28 protein-coding genes are annotated in these 24,936 nt (G+C 61.9%); 14 read left to right on the top strand and 14 right to left on the bottom strand.

Going from position 1 to position 24,936, the window contains the following annotated elements; translation table 11 throughout:
• Positions 1-45: 45 nt before the first annotated feature.
• Positions 46-708, bottom strand: coding sequence for a thiol:disulfide interchange protein TlpA (gene tlpA, locus LQK83_RS11160; RefSeq protein ID WP_230837642.1), 663 nt, complete (start codon positions 706-708; stop codon positions 46-48).
• A 28-nt stretch (positions 709-736) separates the two neighbouring features.
• On the opposite strand from tlpA, the gene argH reads away from it, so the two are divergent.
• The 4 genes from argH (at position 737) to LQK83_RS11140 (ending at position 6,520) form a co-directional block, all read left to right on the top strand.
• A complete protein-coding gene (gene argH / locus LQK83_RS11155) occupies positions 737-2,131 on the top strand; it encodes an argininosuccinate lyase (RefSeq protein ID WP_230837486.1) in 1,395 nt (464 codons plus the stop codon).
• Positions 2,132-2,265: 134 nt separating this feature from the next.
• Positions 2,266-2,466, top strand: coding sequence for a lipoprotein (locus LQK83_RS11150; RefSeq protein WP_230837485.1), 201 nt, complete (start codon positions 2,266-2,268; stop codon positions 2,464-2,466).
• 12 nt (positions 2,467-2,478) lie between these two features.
• Positions 2,479-3,747: a diaminopimelate decarboxylase gene (lysA, locus tag LQK83_RS11145; RefSeq protein WP_230837484.1), complete on the top strand. Its 1,269-nt coding sequence runs from the start codon at positions 2,479-2,481 to the stop codon at positions 3,745-3,747.
• A 67-nt stretch (positions 3,748-3,814) separates the two neighbouring features.
• Entirely contained in the window at positions 3,815-6,520 is a 2,706-nt protein-coding gene (locus tag LQK83_RS11140; RefSeq protein WP_230837483.1) for a TIGR02302 family protein, read from the top strand.
• Between the two features lie 53 nt (positions 6,521-6,573).
• Here LQK83_RS11140 and LQK83_RS11135 read toward each other — a convergent pair whose 3' ends face one another.
• From LQK83_RS11135 to LQK83_RS11125, 3 genes are all read right to left on the bottom strand, one after another.
• Positions 6,574-6,933 carry a response regulator gene (locus tag LQK83_RS11135; protein ID WP_230837482.1) on the bottom strand — a complete coding sequence of 120 codons (360 nt, stop codon included), beginning with the start codon at positions 6,931-6,933 and terminating at the stop codon, positions 6,574-6,576.
• Positions 6,934-7,071: 138 nt separating this feature from the next.
• Positions 7,072-7,614 carry a hypoxanthine phosphoribosyltransferase gene (gene hpt / locus LQK83_RS11130; RefSeq protein ID WP_230837481.1) on the bottom strand — a complete coding sequence of 181 codons (543 nt, stop codon included), beginning with the start codon at positions 7,612-7,614 and terminating at the stop codon, positions 7,072-7,074.
• Positions 7,615-7,666: 52 nt separating this feature from the next.
• Positions 7,667-8,335, bottom strand: a complete 669-nt coding sequence (locus LQK83_RS11125; RefSeq protein ID WP_230837480.1) for a hypothetical protein — start codon at positions 8,333-8,335, stop codon at positions 7,667-7,669.
• A 192-nt stretch (positions 8,336-8,527) separates the two neighbouring features.
• On the opposite strand from LQK83_RS11125, the gene ftsE reads away from it, so the two are divergent.
• The 4 genes from ftsE (at position 8,528) to LQK83_RS11105 (ending at position 11,919) form a co-directional block, all read left to right on the top strand.
• Complete coding sequence (gene ftsE / locus LQK83_RS11120; RefSeq protein WP_230837479.1) at positions 8,528-9,187, top strand: cell division ATP-binding protein FtsE; 660 nt, start codon at positions 8,528-8,530, stop codon at positions 9,185-9,187.
• Positions 9,184-10,185: a cell division protein FtsX gene (locus LQK83_RS11115; RefSeq protein ID WP_230837478.1), complete on the top strand. Its 1,002-nt coding sequence runs from the start codon at positions 9,184-9,186 to the stop codon at positions 10,183-10,185. Before ftsE ends, LQK83_RS11115 begins: the two co-directional genes overlap by 4 nt.
• Positions 10,186-10,230: 45 nt before the next feature.
• Positions 10,231-10,920 carry a YdcF family protein gene (locus LQK83_RS11110; protein ID WP_230837477.1) on the top strand — a complete coding sequence of 230 codons (690 nt, stop codon included), beginning with the start codon at positions 10,231-10,233 and terminating at the stop codon, positions 10,918-10,920.
• A 213-nt stretch (positions 10,921-11,133) separates the two neighbouring features.
• Positions 11,134-11,919, top strand: a complete 786-nt coding sequence (locus LQK83_RS11105; RefSeq protein ID WP_230837476.1) for a lysophospholipid acyltransferase family protein — start codon at positions 11,134-11,136, stop codon at positions 11,917-11,919.
• Here the strand turns inward: LQK83_RS11105 and LQK83_RS11100 are convergent.
• On the bottom strand, positions 11,903-12,448 hold the full coding sequence (locus tag LQK83_RS11100) for a gamma-glutamylcyclotransferase (RefSeq protein ID WP_230837475.1): 546 nt from the start codon (positions 12,446-12,448) through the stop codon (positions 11,903-11,905). The two genes, LQK83_RS11105 and LQK83_RS11100, sit on opposite strands and share 17 nt — an antisense overlap.
• Before the next feature lie 156 nt (positions 12,449-12,604).
• On the opposite strand from LQK83_RS11100, the gene LQK83_RS11095 reads away from it, so the two are divergent.
• On the top strand, positions 12,605-13,603 hold the full coding sequence (locus LQK83_RS11095; RefSeq protein WP_230837474.1) for a DUF2125 domain-containing protein: 999 nt from the start codon (positions 12,605-12,607) through the stop codon (positions 13,601-13,603).
• Here the strand turns inward: LQK83_RS11095 and LQK83_RS11090 are convergent.
• The 5 genes from LQK83_RS11090 to LQK83_RS11070 all read right to left on the bottom strand — a co-directional run bounded on the left by LQK83_RS11090 (position 13,587) and on the right by LQK83_RS11070 (position 17,173).
• Positions 13,587-14,525 (bottom strand): prephenate/arogenate dehydrogenase family protein, encoded by a 939-nt coding sequence (locus LQK83_RS11090; protein ID WP_230837473.1) that lies wholly within the window; start codon positions 14,523-14,525, stop codon positions 13,587-13,589. The two genes, LQK83_RS11095 and LQK83_RS11090, sit on opposite strands and share 17 nt — an antisense overlap.
• A 1-nt stretch (position 14,526) precedes the next feature.
• On the bottom strand, positions 14,527-15,633 hold the full coding sequence (gene hisC, locus LQK83_RS11085; RefSeq protein WP_230837472.1) for a histidinol-phosphate transaminase: 1,107 nt from the start codon (positions 15,631-15,633) through the stop codon (positions 14,527-14,529).
• A 79-nt stretch (positions 15,634-15,712) separates the two neighbouring features.
• Positions 15,713-16,117 (bottom strand): type II toxin-antitoxin system tRNA(fMet)-specific endonuclease VapC, encoded by a 405-nt coding sequence (gene vapC / locus LQK83_RS11080; protein WP_230837471.1) that lies wholly within the window; start codon positions 16,115-16,117, stop codon positions 15,713-15,715.
• Positions 16,114-16,374, bottom strand: a complete 261-nt coding sequence (locus LQK83_RS11075; RefSeq protein ID WP_230837470.1) for an antitoxin — start codon at positions 16,372-16,374, stop codon at positions 16,114-16,116. The genes vapC and LQK83_RS11075 overlap by 4 nt, the downstream gene beginning before the upstream one ends.
• Positions 16,375-16,426: 52 nt before the next feature.
• The gene (locus LQK83_RS11070; RefSeq protein ID WP_230837469.1) at positions 16,427-17,173 is read right to left on the bottom strand and encodes a class I SAM-dependent methyltransferase; all 747 of its coding nucleotides are present in this window, start codon (positions 17,171-17,173) and stop codon (positions 16,427-16,429) included.
• Positions 17,174-17,256: 83 nt separating this feature from the next.
• Here LQK83_RS11070 and gloB point away from each other — a divergent pair, with 83 nt between their 5' ends.
• Positions 17,257-17,988 carry a hydroxyacylglutathione hydrolase gene (gloB, locus tag LQK83_RS11065; RefSeq protein ID WP_230837468.1) on the top strand — a complete coding sequence of 244 codons (732 nt, stop codon included), beginning with the start codon at positions 17,257-17,259 and terminating at the stop codon, positions 17,986-17,988.
• A gap of 11 nt (positions 17,989-17,999) precedes the next feature.
• Positions 18,000-18,422, top strand: a complete 423-nt coding sequence (locus LQK83_RS11060; protein WP_230837641.1) for a cupin domain-containing protein — start codon at positions 18,000-18,002, stop codon at positions 18,420-18,422.
• A gap of 3 nt (positions 18,423-18,425) precedes the next feature.
• On the opposite strand, the gene yddG is transcribed toward LQK83_RS11060, so the two are convergent.
• Both yddG and LQK83_RS11050 read right to left on the bottom strand, forming a co-directional pair.
• Positions 18,426-19,301: an aromatic amino acid exporter YddG gene (gene yddG / locus LQK83_RS11055; RefSeq protein WP_230837467.1), complete on the bottom strand. Its 876-nt coding sequence runs from the start codon at positions 19,299-19,301 to the stop codon at positions 18,426-18,428.
• Between the two features lie 36 nt (positions 19,302-19,337).
• On the bottom strand, positions 19,338-20,102 hold the full coding sequence (locus tag LQK83_RS11050; protein ID WP_230837466.1) for a DUF3108 domain-containing protein: 765 nt from the start codon (positions 20,100-20,102) through the stop codon (positions 19,338-19,340).
• Positions 20,103-20,387: 285 nt separating this feature from the next.
• Here LQK83_RS11050 and rpmB point away from each other — a divergent pair, with 285 nt between their 5' ends.
• Positions 20,388-20,678, top strand: a complete 291-nt coding sequence (rpmB, locus tag LQK83_RS11045) for a 50S ribosomal protein L28 (RefSeq protein ID WP_109856484.1) — start codon at positions 20,388-20,390, stop codon at positions 20,676-20,678.
• Between the two features lie 132 nt (positions 20,679-20,810).
• Positions 20,811-21,449, top strand: coding sequence for a queuosine precursor transporter (locus tag LQK83_RS11040; RefSeq protein ID WP_230837465.1), 639 nt, complete (start codon positions 20,811-20,813; stop codon positions 21,447-21,449).
• Between the two features lie 161 nt (positions 21,450-21,610).
• Here LQK83_RS11040 and LQK83_RS11035 read toward each other — a convergent pair whose 3' ends face one another.
• The gene (locus tag LQK83_RS11035) at positions 21,611-22,837 is read right to left on the bottom strand and encodes an AGE family epimerase/isomerase (protein WP_230837464.1); all 1,227 of its coding nucleotides are present in this window, start codon (positions 22,835-22,837) and stop codon (positions 21,611-21,613) included.
• 146 nt (positions 22,838-22,983) lie between these two features.
• Between LQK83_RS11035 and LQK83_RS11030 the strand changes: the two genes are divergently transcribed.
• Positions 22,984-23,823 carry an isocitrate lyase/PEP mutase family protein gene (locus LQK83_RS11030; RefSeq protein ID WP_230837463.1) on the top strand — a complete coding sequence of 280 codons (840 nt, stop codon included), beginning with the start codon at positions 22,984-22,986 and terminating at the stop codon, positions 23,821-23,823.
• A gap of 22 nt (positions 23,824-23,845) precedes the next feature.
• Here LQK83_RS11030 and LQK83_RS11025 read toward each other — a convergent pair whose 3' ends face one another.
• Positions 23,846-24,904 carry a 3-carboxy-cis,cis-muconate cycloisomerase gene (locus LQK83_RS11025; RefSeq protein ID WP_230837462.1) on the bottom strand — a complete coding sequence of 353 codons (1,059 nt, stop codon included), beginning with the start codon at positions 24,902-24,904 and terminating at the stop codon, positions 23,846-23,848.
• Positions 24,905-24,936 lie beyond the last annotated feature (32 nt).

The following is a 24,936-nucleotide window of genomic DNA, read 5'->3' as shown; positions in this document are numbered from 1 at the left end:
GATCAGGTCCGGCATGACGGACGGAGAGGTTGAGCCTCAGCCCCCTCACTCCCCCTTCGCCGCAACCACCAGCGCCTTGGCATCCTCGCTATGCCACGCCGCCGGCCCGTTCATCGCGGCCACCAGACACCCGTCCTTGTCGATCAGCATCGTCGCAGGAAGACCAAAGGCGAGGCCTTCTTTCTTTAGCCGGTTAAACGTCCCCAGCGTGTTGTCGCGATAGAAGGCGAGCGAGGTGATGCCGGTGTCATTGCGGAAGGCGTTGGGCTTGTCGTCATTGCCGGTGTCGATATTGATCGCCGCGACCTCGAACTTGCCGTCCGCGCCCATGTCCTTTTGCAGCGCGTCGAGTTCCGGCATTTCGGTGCGGCAGGGGATGCACCATGTGGCCCAGAGATTGAGCAGCACGGTCTTGCCCTTGAAATCGGCAAGCGTCATCGCCTTGCCGTCAGGCCCCTTGAATGAAAAGTCGCCGAGCGAACGCGGCGGATTGGCGGCGACGAGGGCGGCGACCTGGCCCTTCATCAGCGGCTTCAGCTTCGTCACCAGCGCATCAGACTTGGCGCAATCGCCGCTCGCGGCAAGCGCATCCTTGCCAGACCCGGAACTCTTCATGTAAACCGCGACGGCTCCGGACAGGACGCCCAGAACCACCGCCGCCGTGGCGAGTGTGAGGACGGGAAGCGCCTTTCGGTTTTCAGTGACCATATCGACATCAACTCCGGGATCGTGATCCATGGCCGAAGACAAGAAATCCTCGAACCAGATGTGGGGCGGACGCTTCGCCTCCGGCCCCGCCGCGATCATGGAGGAGATAAACGCCTCCATCGGCTTCGACAAGAAACTCTACGCCCAGGATATCCGCGGCTCATTGGCGCATGCCGAGATGCTGGCAAAGCAGGGCATCATTTCCGCCGAGGACCTGAGACAGATTACGCAAGGTCTCCATAGCATCCGCGCGGAAATCGAAAACGGCAAATTCGAGTTCTCACGCAAACTTGAAGACATTCACATGAATATCGAGGCGCGGCTGGCCGACGAGATCGGGCTGGCCGCCAAGCGCCTTCACACCGCCCGCTCGCGCAACGACCAAATAGCGCTCGACTTCCGCCTGTGGGTGAAGGAAGAGCTGATGAAGGTCGATGCGGCGCTTTCCGCGCTGATTTCCGTCTTCCTCGCCCGCGCCGAGGAACATGCCGACACGGTGATGCCCGGCTTCACCCATCTGCAGACCGCTCAGCCCGTCACCTTCGGCCATCATTGCATGGCCTATGTCGAAATGTTCGGCCGCGATCGGTCACGCGTGCGCGACTGCATCACCCGCATGGACGAAAGCCCGATCGGCGCCGCGGCCCTTGCCGGCACGCCCTATCCGATCGACCGTCACATGACGGCTTCGGCGCTCGGCTTCCGCGAGCCGACGCGCAACTCCATCGACACGGTGTCCGACCGCGATTTCGCGCTGGAATTCCTGTCGCTCGCCTCAATCTGCGCCACGCATCTGTCGCGTCTGGCCGAAGAAATCGTCATCTGGTCGACGCCGCAGTTCAATTTCGTGCGCCTGTCGGATTCGTTCTCCACCGGCTCCTCGATCATGCCACAGAAGAAGAACCCGGATGCGGCCGAACTGGTGCGCGCCAAGACCGGCCGCATCAACGGCTCGCTGATCGCGCTGCTCACTGTCATGAAGGGCCTGCCGCTCGCCTATTCCAAGGACATGCAGGAAGACAAGGAACAGGTCTTCGACGCCGCCGAAAGCCTGGAACTGTCGATTGCCGCCATGACCGGCATGATCGGCGACATGACGGTGAACACGGCCTCGATGCGCAAGGCCGCCGGCTCCGGCTTCTCGACTGCGACCGACCTTGCGGACTGGCTGGTCCGCGAACTGGGCCTTCCGTTCCGCGATGCGCATCATGTCACGGGCGCTGCCGTTGCCGCCGCCGAGAAGAAGGGCGTCGATCTCTCGGGGCTCTCGCTTGATGAGCTGAAGGCGATCCATCCGGATATCAACGACGGCGTCTATGCCGTGCTGACGGTGGATGCCTCCGTTGCCTCGCGCAAGAGCTATGGCGGCACGGCGCCGGATCAGGTGCGGTTCCAGATTTCGGAGTGGAAGAAGCGGGTTTGAGTGTGGGGTACCCCCCCCGCCGCCTTCGCCCACCAATCACCGCGCGCGATTTGACTTCAACAGAATTGGAGTGCAAGCGCGCCGTCAATCCGCTATGTGTTTTCGCAAGTTAACAAGAAGGGCCTGCATTTCCGATGCCGGGATTGTTCAAGAAGCTGGCGCTTGCCGCCGTCTGCGTCGCCATCGTGGCAAGTGTTTCCTCCTGCGGCCGCAAGGGCGATCTGGATCAGCCGGGGGCCTATGAGGGGCAGACGATGGACAAGGCAACCGGCACGGTGAAGACCAAACCGGTCGTGCGTGAAGACAAGCCCTTCATTCTCGATCCGCTTCTATAAGGCCACACCCCCGTGAACCATTTTGAATATCGCGACGGCGTGCTGCACGCCGAAGACGTGCCCGTGGCAGAAATCGCCGCCGCCGTCGGCACCCCCTGCTATGTCTATTCCACCGCTACGCTGGAGCGCCACTACACGGTGTTTTCGCAAGCCTTCAAGGATGTCGATTCGCTCGTCTGCTATGCGATGAAGGCGAACTCGAACCAGGCCGTCCTGAAGGTGCTCGGCCGCCTCGGCGCCGGCATCGACGTCGTTTCCGAAGGCGAGCTTCGCCGGGCGCTTGCCGCCGGCATTCCCGCTTCGCGCATCATGTTTTCCGGCGTCGGCAAGACCGTGCGCGAAATGGATCTGGCGCTCGAAACCGGCATCTACTGCTTCAATGTCGAGTCCGAGCCTGAACTCGAATTGCTGAACGCACGCGCCGTCAAGGCCGGCAAGCGCGCGCCGGTCTCCTTCCGCATCAACCCGGATGTGGACGCCAAGACTCATGCCAAGATCTCGACCGGCAAGAAGGAAAACAAGTTCGGTATTTCCTATGACCGCGCCCGCGCCGTCTATGCCCATGCCGCGCGCCTGCCCGGCATCGAAGTCACCGGCATCGACATGCATATCGGCAGCCAGATCACCGAACTGCAGCCCTTCGCCGACGCTTTCCGGCTGCTCAAGGAACTGGTCGAGACGCTGCGCACCGACGGTCACACGATCGAGCATGTCGACATCGGCGGCGGTCTCGGCATACCGTACAAGGATTCGAACGACATTCCGCCGCTTCCGGCCGACTATGCGGATGTGGTGAAGAACCAGCTGCGCGGCCTCGATTGCAAGATCGTCGCCGAACCCGGCCGCCTGATCGCGGGCAATGCCGGCATTCTGTTGACGGAAGTCCTCTATGTGAAGGACGGCGGCGAGAAGACCTTCGTCATCGTCGATGTCGCCATGAACGACCTCGTGCGCCCGACGCTTTACGAGGCCTGGCACGAGATCAAGCCTGCCGTCATTTCGGCGGCGAACGCGCCGCTGATCAAGGCCGATGTCGTGGGCCCCGTCTGTGAGACGGGCGATTACATGGCGCTCGACCGCGAGATGATGATGCCGAAGCCCGGCGATCTTCTCTCCATCGGTTCGGCAGGCGCTTACGGAGCGGTGCAGGCCGGCACCTATAACAGCCGCCTTCTGGTTCCCGAAGTGCTGGTCAGCGGCGACCGCTATCATGTCATCCGTCCGCGCACGACCTATGAGCAACTGATCGGCCTCGATTCCGTGCCGGACTGGCTGGAATAACCCGTCCTGCCCTCGCCTTTGCCACAAAGAATGTTATTCTGTCGCCTGATGGATGGTCAGGAGCGGCATGGATAGGCAAGACAAAGGGAGAGACGAGAGCGACGGCATGGGGCGGCTGAAGCGCCGCATCGCGCGCTCCCGTGGCCTCGCCAAGCTCGTGCTATTCCTCGAACGGCTTGCGCCGCTCAGCCTCGTCCCGCTTTCTGTTGCAGCACTTTATGCGGCCACAAGCTGGTTCGGGCTTTTCCGGCTGATGCCGGCGAGTGTGTCGCGGGGGCTCGCCGTTCTTCTTGGTCTTGTTTTTCTGTGGTCGCTGATCCGCATTGCCGCCGCCAAATGGCCGACGGATGCGGAAGCGACGCGGCGCATCGAGGAGCGCAGCGGCCTTGCCCATCGGGCGCTGGCGGCGCTGGAAGACGTTCCCGCCACGACGAGCGGCGCCTTCGGCGAGGCGCTCTGGCGCGAGCACAAGCGGCGTATGGCCGGCCTTGTTGGCTCGCTGACCGCCGGGACGCCGACGCCCGATATCGCGGCGTCTGACCGATTCGCGTTGCGCGCCATTCCGGCGCTGCTTCTCTTCGTCGCCTTCGGTTTTTCCTGGTCGAACAATGCCGGCCGCCTGAGTGATCCGTTCAGACCGATCCCGGTCGATAGTGCTGCGGCGGGGCTTCGGATCGATGCCTGGGTGACGCCGCCGGTCTATACGCGCAAGCCACCAGTCTTTCTGACGGTCAACGAGCCGAACTCTGGCGACGCCAAGCCGATTGTCGTGCCGGAAGGCTCGCGCCTCACGGTTCGGCTTTCGGGCGAGAGAACCGATGTCGCCGTGACCTATGCGCCGAGCGACGCAAAGGCTCCTGTGCCGCTTGCAGCTGAGGCGAGCCCGAAGGCGGAGGACAAGCAGCTGGCCGACGGCAAGACGTTCCAGGCCGCGCTTTCCGTTCCCGGAACGCTCGATGTCGGCGGCAACCGCTGGGCCTTCCACATCCAGAAGGACGAGCCGCCGAAGATCACCTTTGAAGGCGAACCGCAGCGGGCGGTGAGCGGTGCGCTCGAAATCGGCTTCAAGGCCAGCGACGATTATGGCCTGACCTCGGCGCAGGCGCTGATCGAGCCGGCGGAGCAGGAGCCGGGTGCGATTGCGCTCTATCCGCCGCCGGAATTCCGGCTCGAACTGCCGCGCACCGATGCGCGCGAAGCCAAGGGCGTGACAAGCCGCGACCTGACAGAACATCCGCTGGCTGGAAAGAAGGTCCATCTGACGCTGATCGCGACCGATGCCGCCGGCCATACGGGGCGTAGCGAGACGAAGGATATCATCCTGCCGGCACGCAATTTCCGCGAGCCGCTGGCGGCGGCCGTCGCCGAAGAGCGGCAGGTGTTTGCACTTGATGAGCGCAAACTCGACCGTGCCATCGAGCTTAATGACGCGCTGTTCGTCCGGCCGGAAGAGACGATCCCGGACATGACGCAGTTCCTGCTGATCCGCTCGGCCGGCCAGCAGATGCGGCTTGCGCGGTCGGAGAAGGACCTGAAGGCGACCGCCGATTACCTCTGGCAGATCGCGCTCGGAATCGAGGGCGGTGACGTGGCCAACGCGGAACGCAAGGTGAAGGATGCGCAGCAGGCGTTGTCCGATGCGCTGAACCGCAATGCTTCTGACGAAGAGATCCGCAAGCTGACGGACGATCTGCGCAAGGCCATGAACGAGTTCATGCAGGCGCTGGCGAAGCAGATGCAGAACAATCCCGACCAGAACCAGATGACCGCCGACCAGCGGAAGATGCTGCGCCAGCAGGATCTGGAAAAGATGCTGGACGAGATCCAGAAGCTTGCCGAAAGCGGCTCGCGCGACGAAGCGCGCAATCTTCTGAACCAGATGCAGCGCATGATGAACAACCTGCAAACCGCCCGGCCGAACCAGGGCAAGCAGCAGGGCAAGGACCAGATGCGCGGCGAGATCGACAAGCTCGGCAAGCTGCTGCAGGACCAGAAGAAGCTGCTCGACGATACCTTCACCAAGGAACAGGCGCTGCGCGACCGCATGCAGTTCGGCGATCCGAGCACTCGCGAGGACCAGCCGCGGCTTTTCGAGAAGACGCCGAATCCGTTTGGCCAGCCGCAGGACGGTGACGGCGAAGACCAGCAGAATGGCCCGGAAAACGGCCAGGAAAACGGGTTGAACCAGCCGATGCCTCCGGATCCGGGCGGACGCAAGCCGGATGCCGGCGAGCAGCCAAAGGAACGCCGTCCGGAAGATTCCATGACGCAGGAGCAGCTGAAGCAGGCGCTCAAGGACCTTTCCGAGCGGCAGAAGCAGCTTGAAAAGGACCTGAAGAGCCTGCAGGAGGGCCTGAAAAAGTTCGGTGTGAAGCCGGGTGAAGGGTTCAACAGCGCCGGCAAGGAGATGAAGGACGCCACAGGCGCTCTGGGTGAGGCTGAGGGGCAGACGGCGCTTGATTCGCAGGGCCGCGCTATCGAGGCGCTGCGCAAGGGTGCGTCCGAACTGATGCAGCAGCTCGCCCAGCAGGGGCAGCAGGGCAGCGGTCAGGGTGGCATGCAGCAGCAGGGCCAGAACCGCGAAGGTCTTGACCCGCTTGGTCGTCCGCAAGGCCGCACCGGCCCGGAATTCGGCGAGGATGTGAAGGTGCCGGACGAGTTCGATGCCGAACGCGCCCGCCAGATCCTGGAAATCATCCGCCGCAAGCTCGGTGAAAACGCGAGCCCGGAACTGGAACGGCAATATCTCGAGCGGCTGTTGCAGCTGCAGTGATCAGCGCACCACGTCAGCCGGGCCAGCCGTTTATAAAGCAGGAAATTCGAGAATCAGGCAGCGAGCGCCTGGGCCACGGCAAGCCGGATATCCGGCAGGCTGAAGGGCTTGGACACGACGTCCACGATCTTGACGGCGAGGTCGTCGGCGCGTTCGCGCTGCTCGGCATAGCCGGTCATCAGCAGGATCTTGAGGCCCGGGAACCGGTCGGCCGCCTGATGGGCAAGCTCGATCCCGTCCATGACGGGCATGCGGATATCGGAAAGAAGAAGGTCGAACGGGCCCTCCGAAAGACGCTCGAGACCTTCGGCGCCGTCGGCGGCTTCCATGGTCTCGTGTCCGTCGAGACGCAGCGCACGGGCGACGAAGGACCGCAGTGAATCTTCGTCTTCGGTGATGAGAATCCTGGCCACGTGTCTATCCCTGCTCATGTTGTCTTATGGGACAAAAACACCAGACTTTTCTTTTCGACAGGTAAATTTCCGGCCAGATAGCTCGCAAGAGCCCGTCTGATGGCGACTGTGGTTAACAAACAGCGACTGCCCGAGCTCTCAGGCGTCGCCCGTCACCACGCCGACAAAGGGCAGTTCGCGGAAGGCATAGGCCACGTCCATGCCGTAGCCCACGACGAAATAGTCGGGACATTCGAAGCCGACATAATCGGCCTCCAGCTTCTCCTGACGCTTCACGCTCTTGTCCAGAAGCACGGCAATGGACACGTTGGCCGCGCCGCGCTCAAACATGAGATCGCGGGCGAATTGCAGTGTGCGGCCCGATTCGAGAATGTCGTCGATGAGCAGAACATCGCGACCCTTCACGTCGCTGTCGATGTCCTTGATGATCTTCACGCCCTGCGACACGGTCCCCTTGCCATAGCTCGACAGCGTGATGAACTCGACTTCAGGCGCGAGGCCGACATGGTGCAGCGAGCGGATCAGGTCTGCGGCGAAAATGAAGGAACCCTTGAGGATCGATATGACCAGCAGGTCCTGAGTCGGACCCTTGGCAATTTCGGCAGCCATCTCGTCATTGCGCTTGGCAATCGCCTCGGACGTAAACAGCGGCTCGATGACTTTACCACGAATGACAGGCATGGGAGGCTCCGGGGGAATGAAACATCTCCATGCCTAACATGGGGCAGGCGTTTCAGACACCCTTTGGCGCAAACGAGATGGAGACTTCCTGACGTTTTCCACCGGGAGAGGGAATGCGAAGCTTGAAACGCGCTGTTTCGCCGGCGGCCAGCAGGCCGTCGCCCAGACTGACGGCGGACTGGTTGACGGCGCCGGTCTCCGATTTCATCTGTGCGATGAGCGCCGGCAGGGGCAGAGCCTCGTGCGAGCGGTTCTCCACAATGCCGGAAAGCTCCATGACGCGAAGCCCGTTCGAATCGATCGGTGACTGGTGGATGTCGGTGATGATGAGCCCGCCCTCGGCGGCGGCGAAGGCACCGAGATTGAAATAGGCGGCAATCCCCAAGGTCAGCAGAAAGGTCGCGGCGAGGCCCGCCAGGCCATATTGCGGCAGGCGGGATGGAGAGGAGGACGGATCGCTCTTTTGCTGCGCGGCCGTGCCCGTGCCGAAATGTCCGCGCGAAGCGGTTTGCGTCCGTTGCCTATCGCCGCCGGTGCGGTTGTCGTTGAATGTCGCATGCGCGCGTGTCCGGGGCGCCGCCGAAACCACTTCGAATTCGGCGTCCTCGATGTCGCGCGCCCTTCTTCCGCCCGGCCTGTGGGTCGCTTTCTGCAGGGACCGCTCCGGCGGAATGAGATCGTAAGTCTGGCGAGCGCTGCTGTCGGACTGAAACGGAGCCATGCCTAATCTCCCCCCTGCGCGCGCGCCCCGCGGTTTTGGACAAGCGGGCTCGGGCATTGAAACGAATCCTTATGAGACGTAAACGATAATGGTTAATGCTTCGCAAAGCCGGGTGGCCCGGCGCGACGCGCCGAACTGCAAAGATACGGCGCGCCCAACTTGGAAAACGTCCATCAGGAACCGCGATCAGCTGTGATACATTTTGAAAATGTCGGATTGCGCTATGGGCTGGGACCGGAAATCCTCCGGGACATCACCTTTGATATCCCGGCGAGCTCCTTCCAGTTTCTGACCGGTCCCTCTGGCGCGGGCAAGACGACGCTTCTGAAACTCTTGTTTCTGTCGCTGAAGCCGACGCGCGGGCTCATCCGCATGTTCGACCGCGACATTGCCGCAATCCCCCGCGAAGACCTGCCCATGCTGCGCCGGCGCATCGGCATCGTCTTTCAGGATTTCCAGTTGCTCGATCATCTGACGACCTACGAGAATGTCTCGCTTCCGCTGCGCGTGCGTGGCAAGGAGGAGCATACCTATCGCAGCGACGTCATCGAACTTCTGAAATGGGTCGGCCTCGGCCAGCGTATCAACGTGTTGCCGCCGGTTTTGTCGGGCGGGGAGAAGCAGCGCGCCGCGATTGCCCGGGCACTGATGGACCGGCCGGAAATCCTGCTTGCCGACGAGCCGACCGGCAATGTCGATCCACCCATGGCGCGTCGCCTGCTCGGGCTCTTTCGCGAGCTGAACCGGCAGGGCACCGCCGTTCTCATCGCCACCCACGATTTTGCCCTGATGGATCAGGTCGATGCCCGCCGGATGATCCTGTCCGAAGGCCGGCTGGATATCTTCTCATGAGCGTGGCGGAGAAGACACCGGCGCCGCCGGAACGGAAGAGGCCAGGCGATGTGAAGACCCGTCCGCACGGACCGATCGTGCCGTCGGCCAATGTTCAGGGCAGTGCGCTCCTGGCCGTCATCGCCATCATGTCGTTTCTGGCCTGCCTGACGCTGGGCGGCGTGAGCATGGTCCGCGCCACGGCGGCGAGCTGGCAGAGCCAGATTTCGCGCGAGATCACCATCCAGATCAAGCCGGACGACGGTCTCGACATGGAAAAGGCGCTCATCGAGGCGCGCAACATCGCCTCCTCCTTTGTCGGGGTCACCGGCGCGACGATCATGGACAAGCAGGCGACTTCGCGCCTCCTTGAGCCCTGGCTCGGCGCGAGCCTCAATATCGATGAGCTTCCCGTGCCGCGTCTGGTCATCGTGACCATCGACGAAAGCGCACCGCCTGATTTCGAGGCTTTGCGGGACGCCTTGTCGAAGAAGATCCCGCAGGCCTCGCTCGACGATCACCGCACCTGGGTCAACCGCCTCGTCTCCATGGCACGCACCACGGTCATGATCGGCACGGGCGTTCTGATCCTTGTCTTCTCCGCCATGGTGCTCACCGTTATCTTTGCGACCCGCGGCGCGCTGTCCGGCAATCGTCATATCGTCGAGGTGCTGCATTTCGTCGGCGCAGAAGCCTCCTTCGTCGCCAACGAATTCCAGAAGCATTTTCTGATCATCAGCCTCAAAGGCTCGGGTGCGGGCAGTGCGCTTGCCGCGCTCTTCTTCATGATCGCGTCCTGGTGGCAGTCGCGTTCGCTGGCAACGCCGGCCAGCGATCAGGCGACGGCGCTTTTCGGCACGTTTTCCGTCGGCTGGCTCGGCTATTTCGGCATTGCCCTGACAATGCTCCTGATTGCCGGTCTCACCACACTGACCGCACGGCTGACGGTGATGCGTACCATATACGAGATCGACCAGATCCGTTCCGATCCGGCCCGCAGTGACGGCTTGAACTCATGAAGTCACTATCCGCGACGCGCCGCAAACGGATCACAGGGTGCTGACATGCCGAGTGTGAACACACGAGATCAGCGACAGGGGCGGGGCGTCTGGCAGCCCACGCGGCCGTTCCATCGCGTTTTCCTGCGCCGGCTGAGCTATGTCGTGCTCATTCTGGTGGGGCTTCTGTTTGGCGGCTTTCTGCGCTTTGCCGACACGGTGGCGGGCCTGACGCCGGCCGAAAAGCCCAAGGCGGATGCGGTCGTTGTGCTGACAGGCGGTACCCAGCGCATCGATCAGGCCGTCAATCTTCTGGAAACCGGCACTGGCCAGCGGCTCCTCATTTCCGGCGTGCATCCCGACACGTCGGCGGCGCGCATCCGCGAGATGACGCGTGCGCCGCAGAGCCTGTTCGTCTGCTGTGTCGATCTCGGCTACGACGCCATCGACACGGTGGGCAACGCGCTGGAAACGGCCAAATGGGTGCGCGCGCATAATTATCGCCGCGTTCTCGTCGTCACCAGCAACTATCACATGCCGCGCAGCCTTCTCGAGCTGCACCGCATCGACCCGGACACGCAATATATAGGCTATCCGATCGTCTATACCGATCTGAAGTCGACCAACTGGATGGCCATGCCGGAGGTCGTCAAGGCAATGCTTTCCGAATATGTGAAGCTGGTCGGGGCAACGATCCGCGCGCATCTCTTCACGCCCGACAGATCGAGCCTGCGCAGCGGCAAAGGCGAGCGCTGAGCACCGGGCAGAGCTCAGCGGCTGTCATCTTGCGCCCGGGCGAGCGCGACAAACAAAAGTGCTTTGCTTGCTTTTGTCCGCAAGGGTTTTCGTGTAGCTCTTGCGGCGACATTGGGGCCGGGGATTAACGGGCTGCAGATGCGCGCAATTTCGAGGCGGCGACGGACGGCGTCAGCGGGATTGCGACCATCAAAGACATGACGGAAGACAAGAATGATCGTGATCCGGTCGATAATTTTCAATGTGCTGTTTTACATGATGTTCATCGCCGAGATGATCATCTTCACACCGATTTACTTCATTCTTCCGCGCAAGAAGGCCTATTTCGTTCCCAAGTTCTGGGCGCGCTCCAATCTGTGGCTGATGCGCGTCGTGCTGGGGACGCGGGTCCGGATCGAGGGGCTGGAAAATCTGCCCAAGGGCGCCTTCATCTTTGCGCCGAAGCACCAGACCTTCTGGGACACGTTCGCCTTTCTGCCGCATATCGAAGACCCGCTTTACATCCTCAAGCGCGAACTGCTCTGGATTCCGGTTTTCGGCTGGTATGTCGCCAAGCAACGCATGATCGGCATCGACCGCTCCGCCCGCGGAAAGGCGATGGCCGAGGTCATGACCCGGACGCTGAAGGAAATGAAGACCGGCCGCCAGCTGATCATCTACCCGGAAGGCACACGCCGCCCGCCGGGAGCCGAACCGGTCTACAAATACGGGATTGCGCGGCTTTATCGCGATCTGCAGATGCCGGTCGTGCCAGTCGTTCATCAGGCCGGTATCTTCTGGCCGCGCCGCAAGGCGCTGCGTCAGGGCGGCGTCATCATTGCGCGAATCCTGCCGCCGATCCAGCCGGGGATGGAGGAGAAGGAATTCTTCGAACATCTGGTCAAGACGATGGAAGAGGCGAGCGACAAGTGTCTTCTCGACACGGTTGACGCCAACCCGCATCTGATCCTGCCGGAGACGGCGAAGAAGCGGATCGCGGAGCTCAGAGCGCAGTCGTAGCTGGCCTCATGACCGCTTCGGCATGGGCCAGGACGTTTTCCAGCCACTGATCGCGGATGCCCAGATCGCGCATATGCGTGACCGTGTTGCGGACGTAATCCAGGTTGTCGCCGGAGACGCCAGCGGCGCTCGCCACGATATGCGCCGCCTCTTCAGGGCTTGAGGGCCGCTCGAACTGCTCGTGGGCCGGGTCGGCGACATAGATCAGCGTCTTGACCCAGCGCCCGTCGGCAAGACGGGCCGGGGCCAAGCGCTCCAGATAGACATTTGTCACCAACTCACGTTCACGCAGGTAGGCGACGACACTGTCATGTTCCTGTTCCGAGACCCGAAAAGCGACGCCTTTGCAGCTTCCGCCGCGATCGAGGCCCAGCACGAGGCCGGGACGCTCGCGGGTGCCGCGATGCACCCAGGAGCGGATGCACAGCGAGCGCCGATAGCCATAGGCTCGGGCGATCTGCCGTTCCTCAAATGTAAAGCCCGGCTTCCACATCAGTGAACCGTAGCCAAAGACCCAAAAATCTTCCATATCGCGAACCACTATGCGAACGACGCATCAGTTTGTCAGGGACAAGTGGAAATCGTTTATCCCGAAAAGACAAACGACAACAAACGAATCGAGAATCTGTCTTGTTCAGATCGAGCCTGGCCGATTCTGAAGGCCAAGCACAACACGGAGTTTTCCATGACGACTTACAAAGAGCCCGTCAATCGCCGCCGCCGATTTCCCTGGTGGGCCAGACTGATTCTGCTCGTCGTCGTGCTTTATGGGGCTGCGCTTTATTTCGCTGCCCATCAGGCCAAGGTCTATCTCAACGCGGTCGTTGCTCCGCCGGGCGCGACCGTGTCGGAAAACTGCGCCGAATACGACCTCAGGGGCCTGCCGATGCGCATTTCCGCCGTCTGCAAGTCAGCGAAATTCGTCGATCCCGTGACCGGTATAGACCTGACGACGGGAGCGGTTCGCACAACCACATTCGTCGAAAATCCGACGCATGCCACGTTCTCGATCTCCAGCCCCGTCAAGGCGAGGCTCGCCAATGGCGCGACCATCGACACCAACTGGCAAAGCCTCGACAGTGATATTGGCGGCGATCTGTCCGGCATTAATTACGGATCGGTCTTCATCGGCGCCATTGACAGCACGATCGCGCTGCCGTCGGTCCCGAGCCCGGTCAAGGTCACCAGCGATCATGCGGAATTCCATGTCCGCCAGAACGGCCCGGATCTGGAGGTCGCTTCGCGCTCCGACGGGACGAAATTGCAGACCGCGCTGATTTCGGCAAACCTCCCCGCCTTCTCGACAAGTCTGGATGCGCGCCTGGACGGACGCGGCAATGTGCTATCCGGCGCGCCGATCACCGCAGGGGAAGCTGTGCAGGGCAATATCAATCGTCTGGAAATCAATTTCGGCACCGACGGCGCGCTTGCGGTGTCAGGGCCTTTCAAGATCGCCGAAAACGGCCTGCTTTCGGGTGATTTCACGATCGATGTCGAGAATTATGCCGCGCTTCGCGGTACGCTGAGCGCCAGCTTTCCGCAGGCGACCACGCTTTTCGACACGGCCTCGATCCTCCTGAAAACCCTCTCTGCCGGGAGCAAGACCGGAAGCATTACGCTGAATGTGCGTGATGGCCACGTTTCGCTCGGCATCATTCCGCTGGGAACTATTCCCCCGCTTTGACCTCGAGAGAAGCGCCGTTGCGGCCGAAGTTCGGCGCAGCCGTATCCTGGCCCGCCTCGATGATCGAGCGGCGGATGGCGCGGGTGCGGGTGAAGAGATCGAAAAGCTTGTCGCCGTCGCCCCAGCGGATCGCCCGCTGCAGATAGGCGAGGTCTTCGGAGAAGCGTGCCAGCATTTCCAGGATCGCATCCTTGTTGTGCAGGCAGACATCCCGCCACATGGTCGGGTCGGAGGAGGCAAGGCGCGTGAAGTCGCGGAAGCCGGAAGCCGAGTATTTGATGACTTCCGATTCCGTCACCGTCTCCAGGTCGTCGGCCGTGCCAACGATGTTGTAGGCGATGATATGCGGCAGGTGCGACACGATGGCCAGCACCTTGTCGTGATGCAGCGGGTCCATCTCCTCGACCTTGGAGCCGAGTGCGTTCCAGAAGTCGCGCAGCTTGGCAACGGCGTCCGGATCGGTCCCAGGAACCGGCGTCAGGATGCACCAGCGCCCGACGAAGAGACCGGCAAAACCCGCATCCGGACCCGAATGCTCGGTGCCGGCAATCGGGTGGCCGGGGATGAAATGTACATGCTCGGGCATATGCGGCTGCATCTGCGCAATGACGGAGGCCTTGGTCGAGCCCACATCCGTCACGGTTGCGCCGGGCTTCAGCGAGCCGGCAATCTGTTCGGCAACGGCGCCGGATGCGCCGACCGGAACCGAAACGATCACCAGATCGGCATCACGCACGGCCTCTGCCGCATCCGCCACATAGGCGTCGCCCAAGCCCAGCTCTTCCGCCCGCTTGAGGGTCGCGGCGCTGCGCGTCGAGATCGTCACCTTGCCAGCCAGACCATGCGCCTTGATGTCGCGCGCAATCGACGAGCCGATGAGGCCGATACCGATCAGGGCGATGTTTTCATAAATCTTCGCCACGTTATGCACGCCCCATAAATTCACCCAGCGCCTCGATGACGCCGCGATTGGCCTCTTCTGTTCCCACCGTCATGCGCAGCGCATTGGGCAGGCCATAGCCGGCGACCCCGCGCAGGATATAGCCGCGTGACGACAGGAACGCATCCGCATCCGGCGCCCGCTTGCCGTCGATGTCGGGGAAATGGATCAGCACGAAATTGGCGACCGACGGCGTGACCTTGAGGCCGATGGCTTCGAACGCCTGCGTCAGCTTTTCCAGCCAGAGCGAGTTGTGCGCCACCGCCTTTTCGACAAAGGCCTGATCCCGCACGGCAGCAGACGCTGCCGCGAGACCCGGAACGGTCATGTTGAACGGCCCGCGCACGCGGTTGAGCGCCGCAAGTATCTCCGCAGGTCCATACAGCCAGCCGACGCGGAGTGCTGCCAGCCCATAGGCCTTGGAGAAAGTGCGGCACATGACGACATTGCGATTGGCCGAGACCAGCTCGACGCCCGTCTCGTAATCGTTGCGGCGGACATATTCGGCGTAAGCGGCATCGAGCACCAGAAGCACATGCGGCGGCAGGCCAGCATGGAGACGGCGGATATCGGCCATCGGAATATAGGAGCCGGTCGGGTTGCCCGGATTGGCGATGAAGACGGCCTTGGTCTTCTCTGTCACGGCGGCCAGAATGTTGTCGACATTCACCCGGCAGTCGTCTTCCTTCACCGTGACCGGGGTTGCACCCGACGCCATGATCTGGATGCGATAAACTAGGAAGCCATGCTCGGTGATGATCGCCTCGTCGCCGGCGCCCAGATAGCAGCGGCAAATGAGACCCAGAAGCTCATCCGAGCCCGCACCGCAGAGGATGTTGGCCGGGTTCAGTCCATGCACCGCGCCGATTGCCTCGCGCAGCTCCGTCGCCTGACCGTCCGGGTAAAGCTCGAGATGGTCCGCCGCATGACGATAGGCCTCGATCGCTGCCGGGCTCGGGCCCAGCGGAGTCTCGTTGGAGGACAGCTTGAAAATGCGGCCGGAAAAGCCAGCGCCATCCTTGCCCGGCACATAGGCCGAGATATCCATCACGCCGGGACGCGGCACGGGTGCGGATGCAGTCGTAGTCATGCGAAAAGCCCCTGAACTTGGAAGCCAAAGGCAATAGTGCGGAAAGAGGTTCTTGTCGAGGGCGGGGATTTGGGACGGATCAGCGCAGCCAGTCTTCGACGCGAAGGCCCGGTACGCGCTCAAATTCGCGAATGTTGTTGGTGACCATGGTCAGGTCACGCGCTCGTGCCTGGCCCGCAAGGAGGAGATCAAGCGGTCCTATGGGCTTTCCCTTGTGTGCAAGCGTCGCTCGGATTTCACCTGCGGCAATTGCGTCTTTTTGATCCAACTCGAGAATGGGAAAGCTCCGCAGGAAAAGGCGTACGGCTTCCAGGTTATGATCAACACGTTGGCTTTTGTGAGCACCATAGTAAAGCTCGTGCACCACAACGACTGAAAATGCCAAACTGCTATTAGAATGCGCCAGAACGCGCTTCAGCAACGGCTCCGATTTACCGGCAAGAAGGGAAATAGCGACATTGGTGTCCAGAAGGTGAGTGATCACTCGAACACCTTGTCGAGACCCTCACGCTCCTGCATGTCCGGCTGCTCGCGCCCGTCAGCGAAAAAATCGTCACTGACACCGTGCGCAATCGCTTTCTTGAGGGACGCCCACGGGTCAGCGTCCTCGACGTAAGGGCGCAAGATGATGGCGTCACCCTCCTGGGTGATTTCCACCCGATCGACATCGAGACGAAATTCCTTTGGGAGACGAACTGCCTGCGAATTGCCGGACTGAAAAACCCGCGCCAAATGTGCCATGTCAGCCTCCGCGTATAAACGTCCATGTATATACGCGTATTGCCGGTATCTTTCAATCCATCCCCACCCGTGTCGTCGGCACCCCTTGCGGTGCAAGCACCGGCACGAACACCCGGCGCGAGGCCCGAACCGCAACGGGAAGCCCCTGATAGAGCCGCTTGTGCGCCTCAATGATGACGACACCGGAGAAGGCAGGCCAGAGTTTGCGGCCGATGGTTTCCATGCCCTGCCACATGCCAAGCAGCGAACGCCGCGCGGCGGGCGGGAAGAACAGCGCCTCGCTCATCGCGCCGGGGGTGAAATTGGTTTCGCGCAACAGCGCAATCAGCTGGCTGCGGGAATAGGGTCGCCCGGTGCCGAAGGGCGTATTGTCCAGCCGCGCCCAGAGGCCGCGCCGGTTCGGCACGACGATAACAAGGCGGCCGCCGGGGGCGAGCACACGCCACAGCTCCTTCAGCGTTTCGCGCGGGCTTTCGGCAAATTCCAGCGAATGCACCATCAACACGCGGTCGATGGCGGCGTCCGGCAGCGGCAATTCCTCGTCGAAGACCAGAGCCGCAGCCGAAAGTCCGGGCACCGGCCAGTTCACCGCGCCCTGGCCCGCCGGCATGAAGGCGAAGGTGCGTTCCGTGCCTGCCTTGAAACGGTCTAGATAGGGCAGCGCATAACCGAGCCCCATCAGCCGCTCGTCCGGTACGCCCTGCCAGATCGCCGAGAGCGCCATGGTGATGGACTGCTCCGCCGTCCGCCCGACGGGCGACAGGTAGAATTCTCTCAAATCGACGATATCGGCATACATGAAATGATTGTTACCAGCTGACGGGTGGACATCAAGCGTCGAGTGACTAGATTTCAGATAAGGTCAACAACCGGGAAAACCAAATGACTGTGCTGGATATCGATCTCTTTGCCTGCCTCTCGGACAATTTCGGCGTCCTCATCCACGATCCGGAAACCGGGCTCACGGCGGCAATAGATGCACCGGAAGAAGGCCCGATTCTGGAAGCGCTGGAGCGGCGCGGCTGGACGTTGAGCCATATCTTTATCACCCATCACCATCCCGACCATGTCGGTGCCATCGCGCCGCTTGCGGCGCGTTTCAAGCTCGAGGTGATCGGCCCGGAGGGCGAGAAGGACAAGATTGCCGGCCTCACGCGCACGGTCGCGGACGCAGAACGCTTCGAATTCGCCGGCCGGCCCGTCGAGGTCATTCTGACGCCGGGTCATACGCTCGGCCATATCTGCTATCACCTGCCGGAGGACAAGCTGCTGTTTTCCGCCGACACGCTCTTCGCACTCGGTTGCGGCCGCGTCTTTGAGGGCACGATGGAGCAGATGCACCAATCGCTTCAGCGGCTGGGGGCGCTTCCAGACGATACGACGGTCTATTTCGGGCATGAATATACGCAATCCAATGCACGCTATGCATTGACGGTGGAGCCGGAAAATCCCGCGCTTGTCGCCCGTGCAGAGGAAATTGCGGAACTGCGCGAGAAGAGCCGGTTCACTGCGCCGACCACGATCGCGCTGGAAAAGCTGACAAACCCCTTCCTGCGCGCGAAATCGGCAGAAGAATTTGCCGAAATCCGCAAGGGGAAGGACAATTTCAAGTGAGTGCGGCGAATATGAAGCCTGCCGATATCGTCGCGGCCTTGAACATGCAGCGACACCCGGAAGGCGGCTGGTATGCCGAAACCTTTCGCGACTCGGCGGGCGGACCGCGTGGGCATTCGACGGCGATCTACTATCTCCTGGAAAAGGGCGAGCGCTCGCATTGGCACAAGGTGACGGATGCCAGCGAAGTCTGGCTCTATCACGCGGGTGCGCCGCTGACGCTTTCGCTCTCGGAGGACGGCAAGGTGGCCGTGACGTACAGGCTTGGCCCTGACGTCGTTTCCGGCGAGCGGCCGCAGGTCGTCGTGCCGGCCGGCTGGTGGCAGTCTGCGGAGTCGTCGGGCGATTTCACGCTGGTCAGCTGCACGGTCGCACCGGGCTTCACATTCGAGAGCTTTGAAATGGCTCCGCCAGACTGGCAGCCGGGCCGATAAGTTTCATGCGGTGGTGCGGCGTCTGAAGATCATGTCGCGTGCTGCAATCACGGCGCCGGCTGTGATCAGCAGGCCGGCGCCTGCGATCCGCCATGACGGTTCGGCAAAGCCGCCGAGGATCAGCGCGCCGGTCGACAGCAGCGGCGCGGCATAGCTTGCCGCCCCCAGAAGCTGGATATCGCCCTTCTTTACCCCGTAGTCCCAGGTGTAGAAGGCAAGTCCGACCGGGAAGAGCCCGAGGCCGACAACGGCCATCCACTGGCTCGTCGTTTCCGGCCAGACGGTCTGCTCCAGCGCCAGATGGCTGATCATCGACAGGAAAGAGGTTGCCAGGCAAAAGGCCGTGACGGCATCCGTCGGCACCGAGCCGAATTTCCGCGACATGAGCGAGTAGCCGGCCCAGGTAAAGGCGCAGAGAAAGGCCATGACATAGCCGAGCGTATAGGCGCCATCAAAGGAGAGCCCGTTGCGCGAGACGATCAGGAAAGAGCCCGACAGACCGAGCACCGCGCCGATGACATGATGCAGCCTCAGCCTTTCGCCCGGCAGCAGCGCGGAGCCCAGCACGATGAACAGCGGCCAGAGATAGGCAATAAGCCCGGCTTCCGCCGGCGGCGCGTTGCGCAGCGCGGTGAAATACAGAAAATGATAGCCGAACAACCCGGCGATGCCGGTGAGCCAGACAGGCCAGGGCTGGCGGAAGGCTGCGATGCGCGACGGCTTTGCGGCGAGCATGACCAGACCCGGCAGGCTACCGATCAGAAAGGTCACGGCCGCAAGCTGGAAAGGCGGCATCTTGCCTGACGCCGCCGTCATCAGCGCCAGCAGGGACCACATGAGAATGGCGGTGAACCCGATAAGCGTGGCGCGGGATTTCATGGATACGTCTCCGGCCACGGCCGGGACAATCGGGCCTCAGGCACCAAATCGGGTTGCTGCGATCTCCACGGATCCAAACCCGGTCGGCACGAGGATCCTGACCGGAGCATATACATCCGCAACCGGCGATTTGGCAAACCAGATCTCCATATCCTTGAGCTTGGCGACATATTCCATGTCGCTCTTCCCCTTGCGATAGCCGGCCTTCAACCCGATTTTCAGGCCGCAGACATGCGCTTCGAGCTTTTCGCGGTCGTTGCGATAGGTCTTCACGCCCTTGTCTGTCAGCTGGAAATCCGTCCGCGCCTCGCCGTCGAAGACGGGAATCGTTCCGGCACACGGATTGGCATCCGCCGGCAGGATCAGGCCCGACAGCGGATCAACGGCGCGGGCGATATCGGCGGGCGTGATCGGCACCCAGTTTTGCGGCGGGTTCAGCGGCGGCTCGGCCTGAAACGACTTTACGCCGCCACCGGCGAAGGACACCTGATAGACCTTGTGTGCGGTGCCGGCGACATAGTCGGACCGGTAATTCTCGGGGATAAAATTGTCGCCCTTCAATTTGCCCGAGACATTGGCGGTGCCTTCCACCTTCCTGAACAGGCGGGCCAGACCGGTCGTCCTGAACTGTCCCTGTATCTGGAAATCCTTGCCGGCGATCTCGGTGCGGAAAGACGCCTTGGCGAGGCTGAGGCCGGACAAGGTGATCGAATAGTCAGTGATGTGACTGATGGTGGCTGCGGGCAGGGCTGAATTGAGCGGCGCGGCAACGCCGATTGCGGTGGCAGCAAGAAAAGCCATTCTGGCCGTCCGGAAAGAGGTTGTCACGCGATTCTGGTCCATCTGTTCAAACCGAAAAGGAGGGAGACGATCTGGAAGCAATCCTGCCACTGCCCCGCTGAATGCCTGCTGAACGCCACGTTCAGCAGAGTGCAGCCCGGAATTTCGGCGTTTTCATGAGGTTTGGCTTGACGTATGTCCGTCGTGTGACTATAGAACCGCAACTTTCCAATCATGGCCAGATGGAAAAGGCCGTTCCGGCAACGGAAACCTTTTGCCCGGCCCGAAGAAAATATAGGTGTAACCATGTCGCGCAGCTGCGAATTGACCGCCAAGGGCGTTCAGGTTGGCAACAACGTCAGCCATGCCAACAACAAGACGAAGCGCCGCTTCCTGCCGAACCTCGTCAACGTGACGCTGATTTCGGACGCGCTCGGCCAGAGCTTCCGCCTGCGCGTTTCCGCTGCAGCGCTCCGCTCTGTCGAGCATCGCGGCGGCCTCGATGCCTTCCTCGCCAAGGCAAACGAGAACGAGCTCAGCATGCGCGCTCGCCTGCTGAAGCGTCAGATCGCCAAGAAGCTCGCTGAAGCTGCTTGATCGACTGAGACAAGTCTTCTGATAAGAGGCTTGGATGCCCTGCATCCGGGCCTTTTCTCGTGAATGAGATCTTCTGGTCTCCCGCATCATATGTTCGTTCCTCCAACTGGTGGCATCACCCAGGATAAAAAAATGCTGATCGACAAGCGCACTCTGCCCTTCGTGGGCCTGATGACCCTCGTGGTCGTCGCTTCCAACTATCTCGTCCAGTTCCCGTTCAATCTGACTCTCTTCGGCGTCAATCTCGCCGACCTGCTGACCTATGGGGCCTTTACCTATCCCTTCGCCTTCCTCGTTACTGACCTGACGAACCGTCAGTTCGGCACCTCGGCTGCGCGCAAGGTGGTTGCCGTCGGCTTTGCCATCGCGGTTCTCTTCTCCATCTTCGCCTCCACGCATCGCATCGCGATTGCATCCGGCACGGCCTATCTGGTCGGCCAGCTGCTCGACATCACGGTGTTCAACCGCCTGCGTCGTCTGTCGTGGTGGAAGGCGCCGCTGATCGCCAGCCTGCTCGGCTCGGCCATCGACACGATCATCTTCTTCTCGCTGGCATTTGCCCCGATCTTCGCCTTTATCGGAGCGAACGACGACTTCGCCACCGGCTGGTCCCCCATCCTCGGCGTCTTTGCGACGGAAGCTCCCCGCTGGATTTCCTGGCTGATCGGCGATTTCGTGGTGAAGCTTCTGTGCGGCATCGTTCTGCTGCTGCCCTATGGCGCATTCATCTCGATGGTGAAGCCCATGCCGGTGGAGCCCGTCAAGGCCTGAAACAGCGGCTTCTTTTCGTCATGCCGGCGTAAGCCTGCATGACGGGAGATGACAATCCATCATCTGTTGGCAAGAGCGTTTCAGGATTTTACTGAAACGCTCTTTGCGTTTTCGCGGTCGGGGGCTGCTAAGCCGTTAAAGCTCTGCAGCCCCCAGACGGGTCAGGCCTTGTTCTCTTCCACGATCATCGCGGTCAGGCTGCCTTCCGCCGGGAAAAGCGGGATCAGGCAGGCCTGGAAGGCATGGTAGATATCGGGCTTGCCGACGAAGAGGTTTTCTTCCGGATGGAGCTCTTCCGACAGCTCCGGCATCCAGCCGCCGAAATCCTGGTCGATCAGGTTGGAAGCGGCGAAGTCCCAAAGCTTGCGATACCATTCCTCGTGGAAGTCCGACGGCGCGTGCGCATTCAGGAATGCGGCGGCGCCAATGCCTTCGGAGATCGGCCACCAGAGCTTTTCGCGGCGCTTCGGGTTGTTGTCCCAGTCGAGCGTGTAGAAAAAGCCGCCATAGGCCTTGTCCCAGCCAAGATCGATGGAGGTCTTGAAGAGCGCGACCGCCGCATCCTTCAGCCAATCCAGCTTCTTGCCACCCAGCACCCAGAGCTGGAGGCACAGACGCGCCCATTCCAGCCAGTGGCCCGGCGTGGAGCCGGAGGGGCGGAACATCTCGTTGCCGGAATAGGCATTGTCGAGGCTCCAGTCAGACTTGAAATGTTCGGCGACGCGGTAACCCAGCGAACGCGCGTGCTTTTCGATGATCAGCGAGGCGATGCGCTCGGCGCGGGTCAGATAAAGCCGCTCGCCTGTTGCCTCGTAAGCCGCCATCAGCGCTTCGGTCAGATGCATGTTGGAGTTCTGGCCGCGATAGTCGGAAATCGGCGACCAGTCGCGCTGGTATTCTTCCGAGACCGCGCCGTTCGCCTCTTCCCAGAAGCGCGTGTCGAGCACCTCGGACACATCCGCCAGGATTTCCTTGGCCAGCGGATGGCCGATGAGGCTTGCGCTGGAGGCTGCGAGCAGCACGAAGGCGTGGCCATAGGCCTGCTTCGTATCGTCCTTCGGCTGGCCGTCTTCCAGCGACCACATGTAGCCGCCGAACTTGTCGTCGCGATGGCCCTTCTTGAGGAAGTTCATGCCGTGGTCGATCATTTCGGCGGAGCCGGGACGGCCGAGCAGATGGCCGACGACGTGGCAATGGACCATGCGGGTCGTCGCATGCAGCGCTTTCGGTCCTTCCATCGGCTCGCCTTCCCGGTCGAGATCATAGAAGCCGCCGGCGGGATCGATGGCGTTGAGGCTGAAGAAATCGAGCAGATTGACGGCTTCGGCCGCCAGCCAGTCGCGGTGAAATTGCCTCTTCTGCCAGCCGTTGCCGAGTTTTGCGGACATGATTTCTCTCCCTTCAAGACCATTGTTGCGGCGATACATGCCGGAAATACGGCGCGATCTCAAACGATTTGATGACAGGTCCTCGCCTCGGCGGTTGACATTCGCGGGAATATTTGTTCTCTTTTTGTTCAATCCGGGGCGAGAAAATGCAGGAACAGCAGTCAAAGTTCGATTTCTTCAAATCGCTACATGCGCGAGATCGGGCTTTTGTCATTCCCAATCCTTGGGATGCCGGATCGGCGCGTCTACTCGCAAGCCTTGGTTTCGAGGCACTGGCGACGACGAGCGCGGGCTATGCCTTTTCCGTCGGCAAGCGGGATTCCTTTGCGGGCCTTAACCGCGATGAGATTTTGGCAAACGCGGCGCAGATTGTCGCAGCGACCGATCTCCCGGTTTCCGCCGACCTGGAAGATGGTTTTGGCGTATCGCCGGAGGCTTGTGCACGCACGGTCGAGATGGCCGTTACCATCGGTCTTGTCGGCGGGTCGATTGAGGATGCAACGGGCAATGCGGACGATCCCATTCATGACATTGCGTCTGCGGTGGCGCGAATCGAGGCTGCTGCCGAAGCCGCGAGGGGCAAGCCGTTTCTACTGACCGCGCGCGCCGAGAACTATCTCTGGGGCCGCCCCGATCTGAACGACACGATCAGGCGTCTGCGGGCCTTCTGCGCGGCGGGCGCCGATGTGGTCTATGCGCCCGGCCTACCGGATCTTGATGCCATACGGACCGTGTGTCGCGAGGTCGACAGGCCCGTCAATGTAGTCATGGGTCTGAGGGGGCCGCGCTACACGGTTGAGCAGCTATCAGAGGCCGGCGTTCGCCGCATCAGCGTCGGAGGCTCATTTGCGCGGGCTGCGCTGGGCGCTCTCAAACGCGCTGCGGAGGAGGTGCTGAGTCGGGGCACGTTCGACTATGCGGACGATGCCATTCCGGCGAGCGTGCTGCACGCGCTGATGTCCGGCGAGAAGCGGGAGGGCGGCTGAAAAGCTCGCCGAGGCGCGAAGCTTAGCCGGCTTTGCCCACGCGCTTGATGCCGGAAAGCAGGCTGGCCGCATGTTTCAGTGACGTACCCGTCGCATTCAGCATCTGCGGCAGGACCATCCATTCGAGCGTCCAGGCCGCACCCGAGCGTTCCTGTTCGTGGATAAGCGCCTGATGGAGCGCGGAAACCTGCGTTGCGTTGAAGCGGGCGAGGCTGACAAGCACTTCGGCGCGCACCGGGTTCTGCTTGTGCGGCATGGCGGAGGATGCGCCGCCGCCGGACAGGGCAATCTCCCCCAACTCGTTCTGCGCCATCAGCGCCACGTCCTGGCCGATCTTGCCAAGTGCGCCGGTCACACGGGAGAGCCAGTTTCCGAGATCGGCGATGCGGCCGCGGACGGCGTGGGGGACGTAATTGGGGACGCTCAGGCGAAGGGCGCTGGCGAGGTCCTCGCGGACCGCGGCGATCCTGTCGCCATATTTCTCGGCCGTGCCGGCTGCACCGGCGAGCGAGAGGATGAGGTTTTCACGGCGAACGGCCTCAAGAGCCGCCAATGCCTGTATGACACCGGCGTGCCAAACTCGGAGGCGATCGGCCGCCGTGATCGGAATGGCCGATTGCATGCGGGTGCGGCCGGGGATTTCGGCGGTGCCGAAATTTTCGATCAGGCCTTGCAGCAGCGCGGCGACGCCAGTCAAGCGGGCCTCGAAGAGATCGAAGACATCGCGCAGCTTCAGTGCGAGAGCCGTGTCAATGACATCCTGGCTGGTCGCGCCGAAATGCACGGATTTGGCCGCTTCACCGCCGACATGGGCGCGCAGTTGCCGGACATAGTCGGGGATGACGACGCCGTCCTTGAGGGTGGCGGTTTGCAGCGACAGGAGATCAGGCGCGAAGGTCCCAGCCTTTTCGCTCAGCTCGCTCGCGTGTTCCGGCGGGATGAAGCCGTTCTTCGCCGCAGCCTCGCCCAGCGCTAGTTCGAAAGCCAGCATCGCCTTCAGGTCGGACCCGGTGCCAATGAGTGCGGCCACCTCTGGGTCGTAGAGCAGGTCGTTGAGGAAGGCGGGGAAGAATTCGGTCATGTGAGGGTCCTGAAAGGGACGTGGCGATGCAT

The organism is Rhizobium sp. C1, from assembly GCF_021026335.1.
Taxonomy (GTDB): domain Bacteria; phylum Pseudomonadota; class Alphaproteobacteria; order Rhizobiales; family Rhizobiaceae; genus Ensifer_A.
Note: the sequence above shows the minus strand (reverse complement) of the source record. Positions and strands in the feature narration are given on the sequence as shown.

Excerpts from the sequence above, each read along its gene's own strand:
- rpmB (WP_109856484.1), top strand. The coding sequence starts at position 20,388 with ATGTCGCGCAGCTGCGAATTGACCGCCAAGGGCGTTCAGGTTGGCAAC.
- LQK83_RS11115 (WP_230837478.1), top strand. The coding sequence starts at position 9,184 with ATGAGCGTGGCGGAGAAGACACCGGCGCCGCCGGAACGGAAGAGGCCA.
- gloB (WP_230837468.1), top strand. The coding sequence starts at position 17,257 with ATGACTGTGCTGGATATCGATCTCTTTGCCTGCCTCTCGGACAATTTC.
- tlpA (WP_230837642.1), bottom strand. The coding sequence starts at position 708 with ATGGTCACTGAAAACCGAAAGGCGCTTCCCGTCCTCACACTCGCCACG.
- LQK83_RS11105 (WP_230837476.1), top strand. The coding sequence starts at position 11,134 with ATGATCGTGATCCGGTCGATAATTTTCAATGTGCTGTTTTACATGATG.
- LQK83_RS11025 (WP_230837462.1), bottom strand. The coding sequence starts at position 24,904 with ATGACCGAATTCTTCCCCGCCTTCCTCAACGACCTGCTCTACGACCCA.
- LQK83_RS11075 (WP_230837470.1), bottom strand. The coding sequence starts at position 16,374 with ATGGCACATTTGGCGCGGGTTTTTCAGTCCGGCAATTCGCAGGCAGTT.
- LQK83_RS11040 (WP_230837465.1), top strand. The coding sequence starts at position 20,811 with ATGCTGATCGACAAGCGCACTCTGCCCTTCGTGGGCCTGATGACCCTC.
- LQK83_RS11125 (WP_230837480.1), bottom strand. The coding sequence starts at position 8,335 with ATGGCTCCGTTTCAGTCCGACAGCAGCGCTCGCCAGACTTACGATCTC.
- LQK83_RS11110 (WP_230837477.1), top strand. The coding sequence starts at position 10,231 with ATGCCGAGTGTGAACACACGAGATCAGCGACAGGGGCGGGGCGTCTGG.
- LQK83_RS11030 (WP_230837463.1), top strand. The coding sequence starts at position 22,984 with ATGCAGGAACAGCAGTCAAAGTTCGATTTCTTCAAATCGCTACATGCG.
- yddG (WP_230837467.1), bottom strand. The coding sequence starts at position 19,301 with ATGAAATCCCGCGCCACGCTTATCGGGTTCACCGCCATTCTCATGTGG.
- LQK83_RS11140 (WP_230837483.1), top strand. The coding sequence starts at position 3,815 with ATGGATAGGCAAGACAAAGGGAGAGACGAGAGCGACGGCATGGGGCGG.
- hisC (WP_230837472.1), bottom strand. The coding sequence starts at position 15,633 with ATGACTACGACTGCATCCGCACCCGTGCCGCGTCCCGGCGTGATGGAT.
- argH (WP_230837486.1), top strand. The coding sequence starts at position 737 with ATGGCCGAAGACAAGAAATCCTCGAACCAGATGTGGGGCGGACGCTTC.
- LQK83_RS11095 (WP_230837474.1), top strand. The coding sequence starts at position 12,605 with ATGACGACTTACAAAGAGCCCGTCAATCGCCGCCGCCGATTTCCCTGG.
- LQK83_RS11100 (WP_230837475.1), bottom strand. The coding sequence starts at position 12,448 with ATGGAAGATTTTTGGGTCTTTGGCTACGGTTCACTGATGTGGAAGCCG.
- LQK83_RS11060 (WP_230837641.1), top strand. The coding sequence starts at position 18,000 with ATGAAGCCTGCCGATATCGTCGCGGCCTTGAACATGCAGCGACACCCG.
- LQK83_RS11070 (WP_230837469.1), bottom strand. The coding sequence starts at position 17,173 with ATGTATGCCGATATCGTCGATTTGAGAGAATTCTACCTGTCGCCCGTC.
- LQK83_RS11035 (WP_230837464.1), bottom strand. The coding sequence starts at position 22,837 with ATGTCCGCAAAACTCGGCAACGGCTGGCAGAAGAGGCAATTTCACCGC.
- LQK83_RS11050 (WP_230837466.1), bottom strand. The coding sequence starts at position 20,102 with ATGGCTTTTCTTGCTGCCACCGCAATCGGCGTTGCCGCGCCGCTCAAT.
- hpt (WP_230837481.1), bottom strand. The coding sequence starts at position 7,614 with ATGCCTGTCATTCGTGGTAAAGTCATCGAGCCGCTGTTTACGTCCGAG.
- LQK83_RS11150 (WP_230837485.1), top strand. The coding sequence starts at position 2,266 with ATGCCGGGATTGTTCAAGAAGCTGGCGCTTGCCGCCGTCTGCGTCGCC.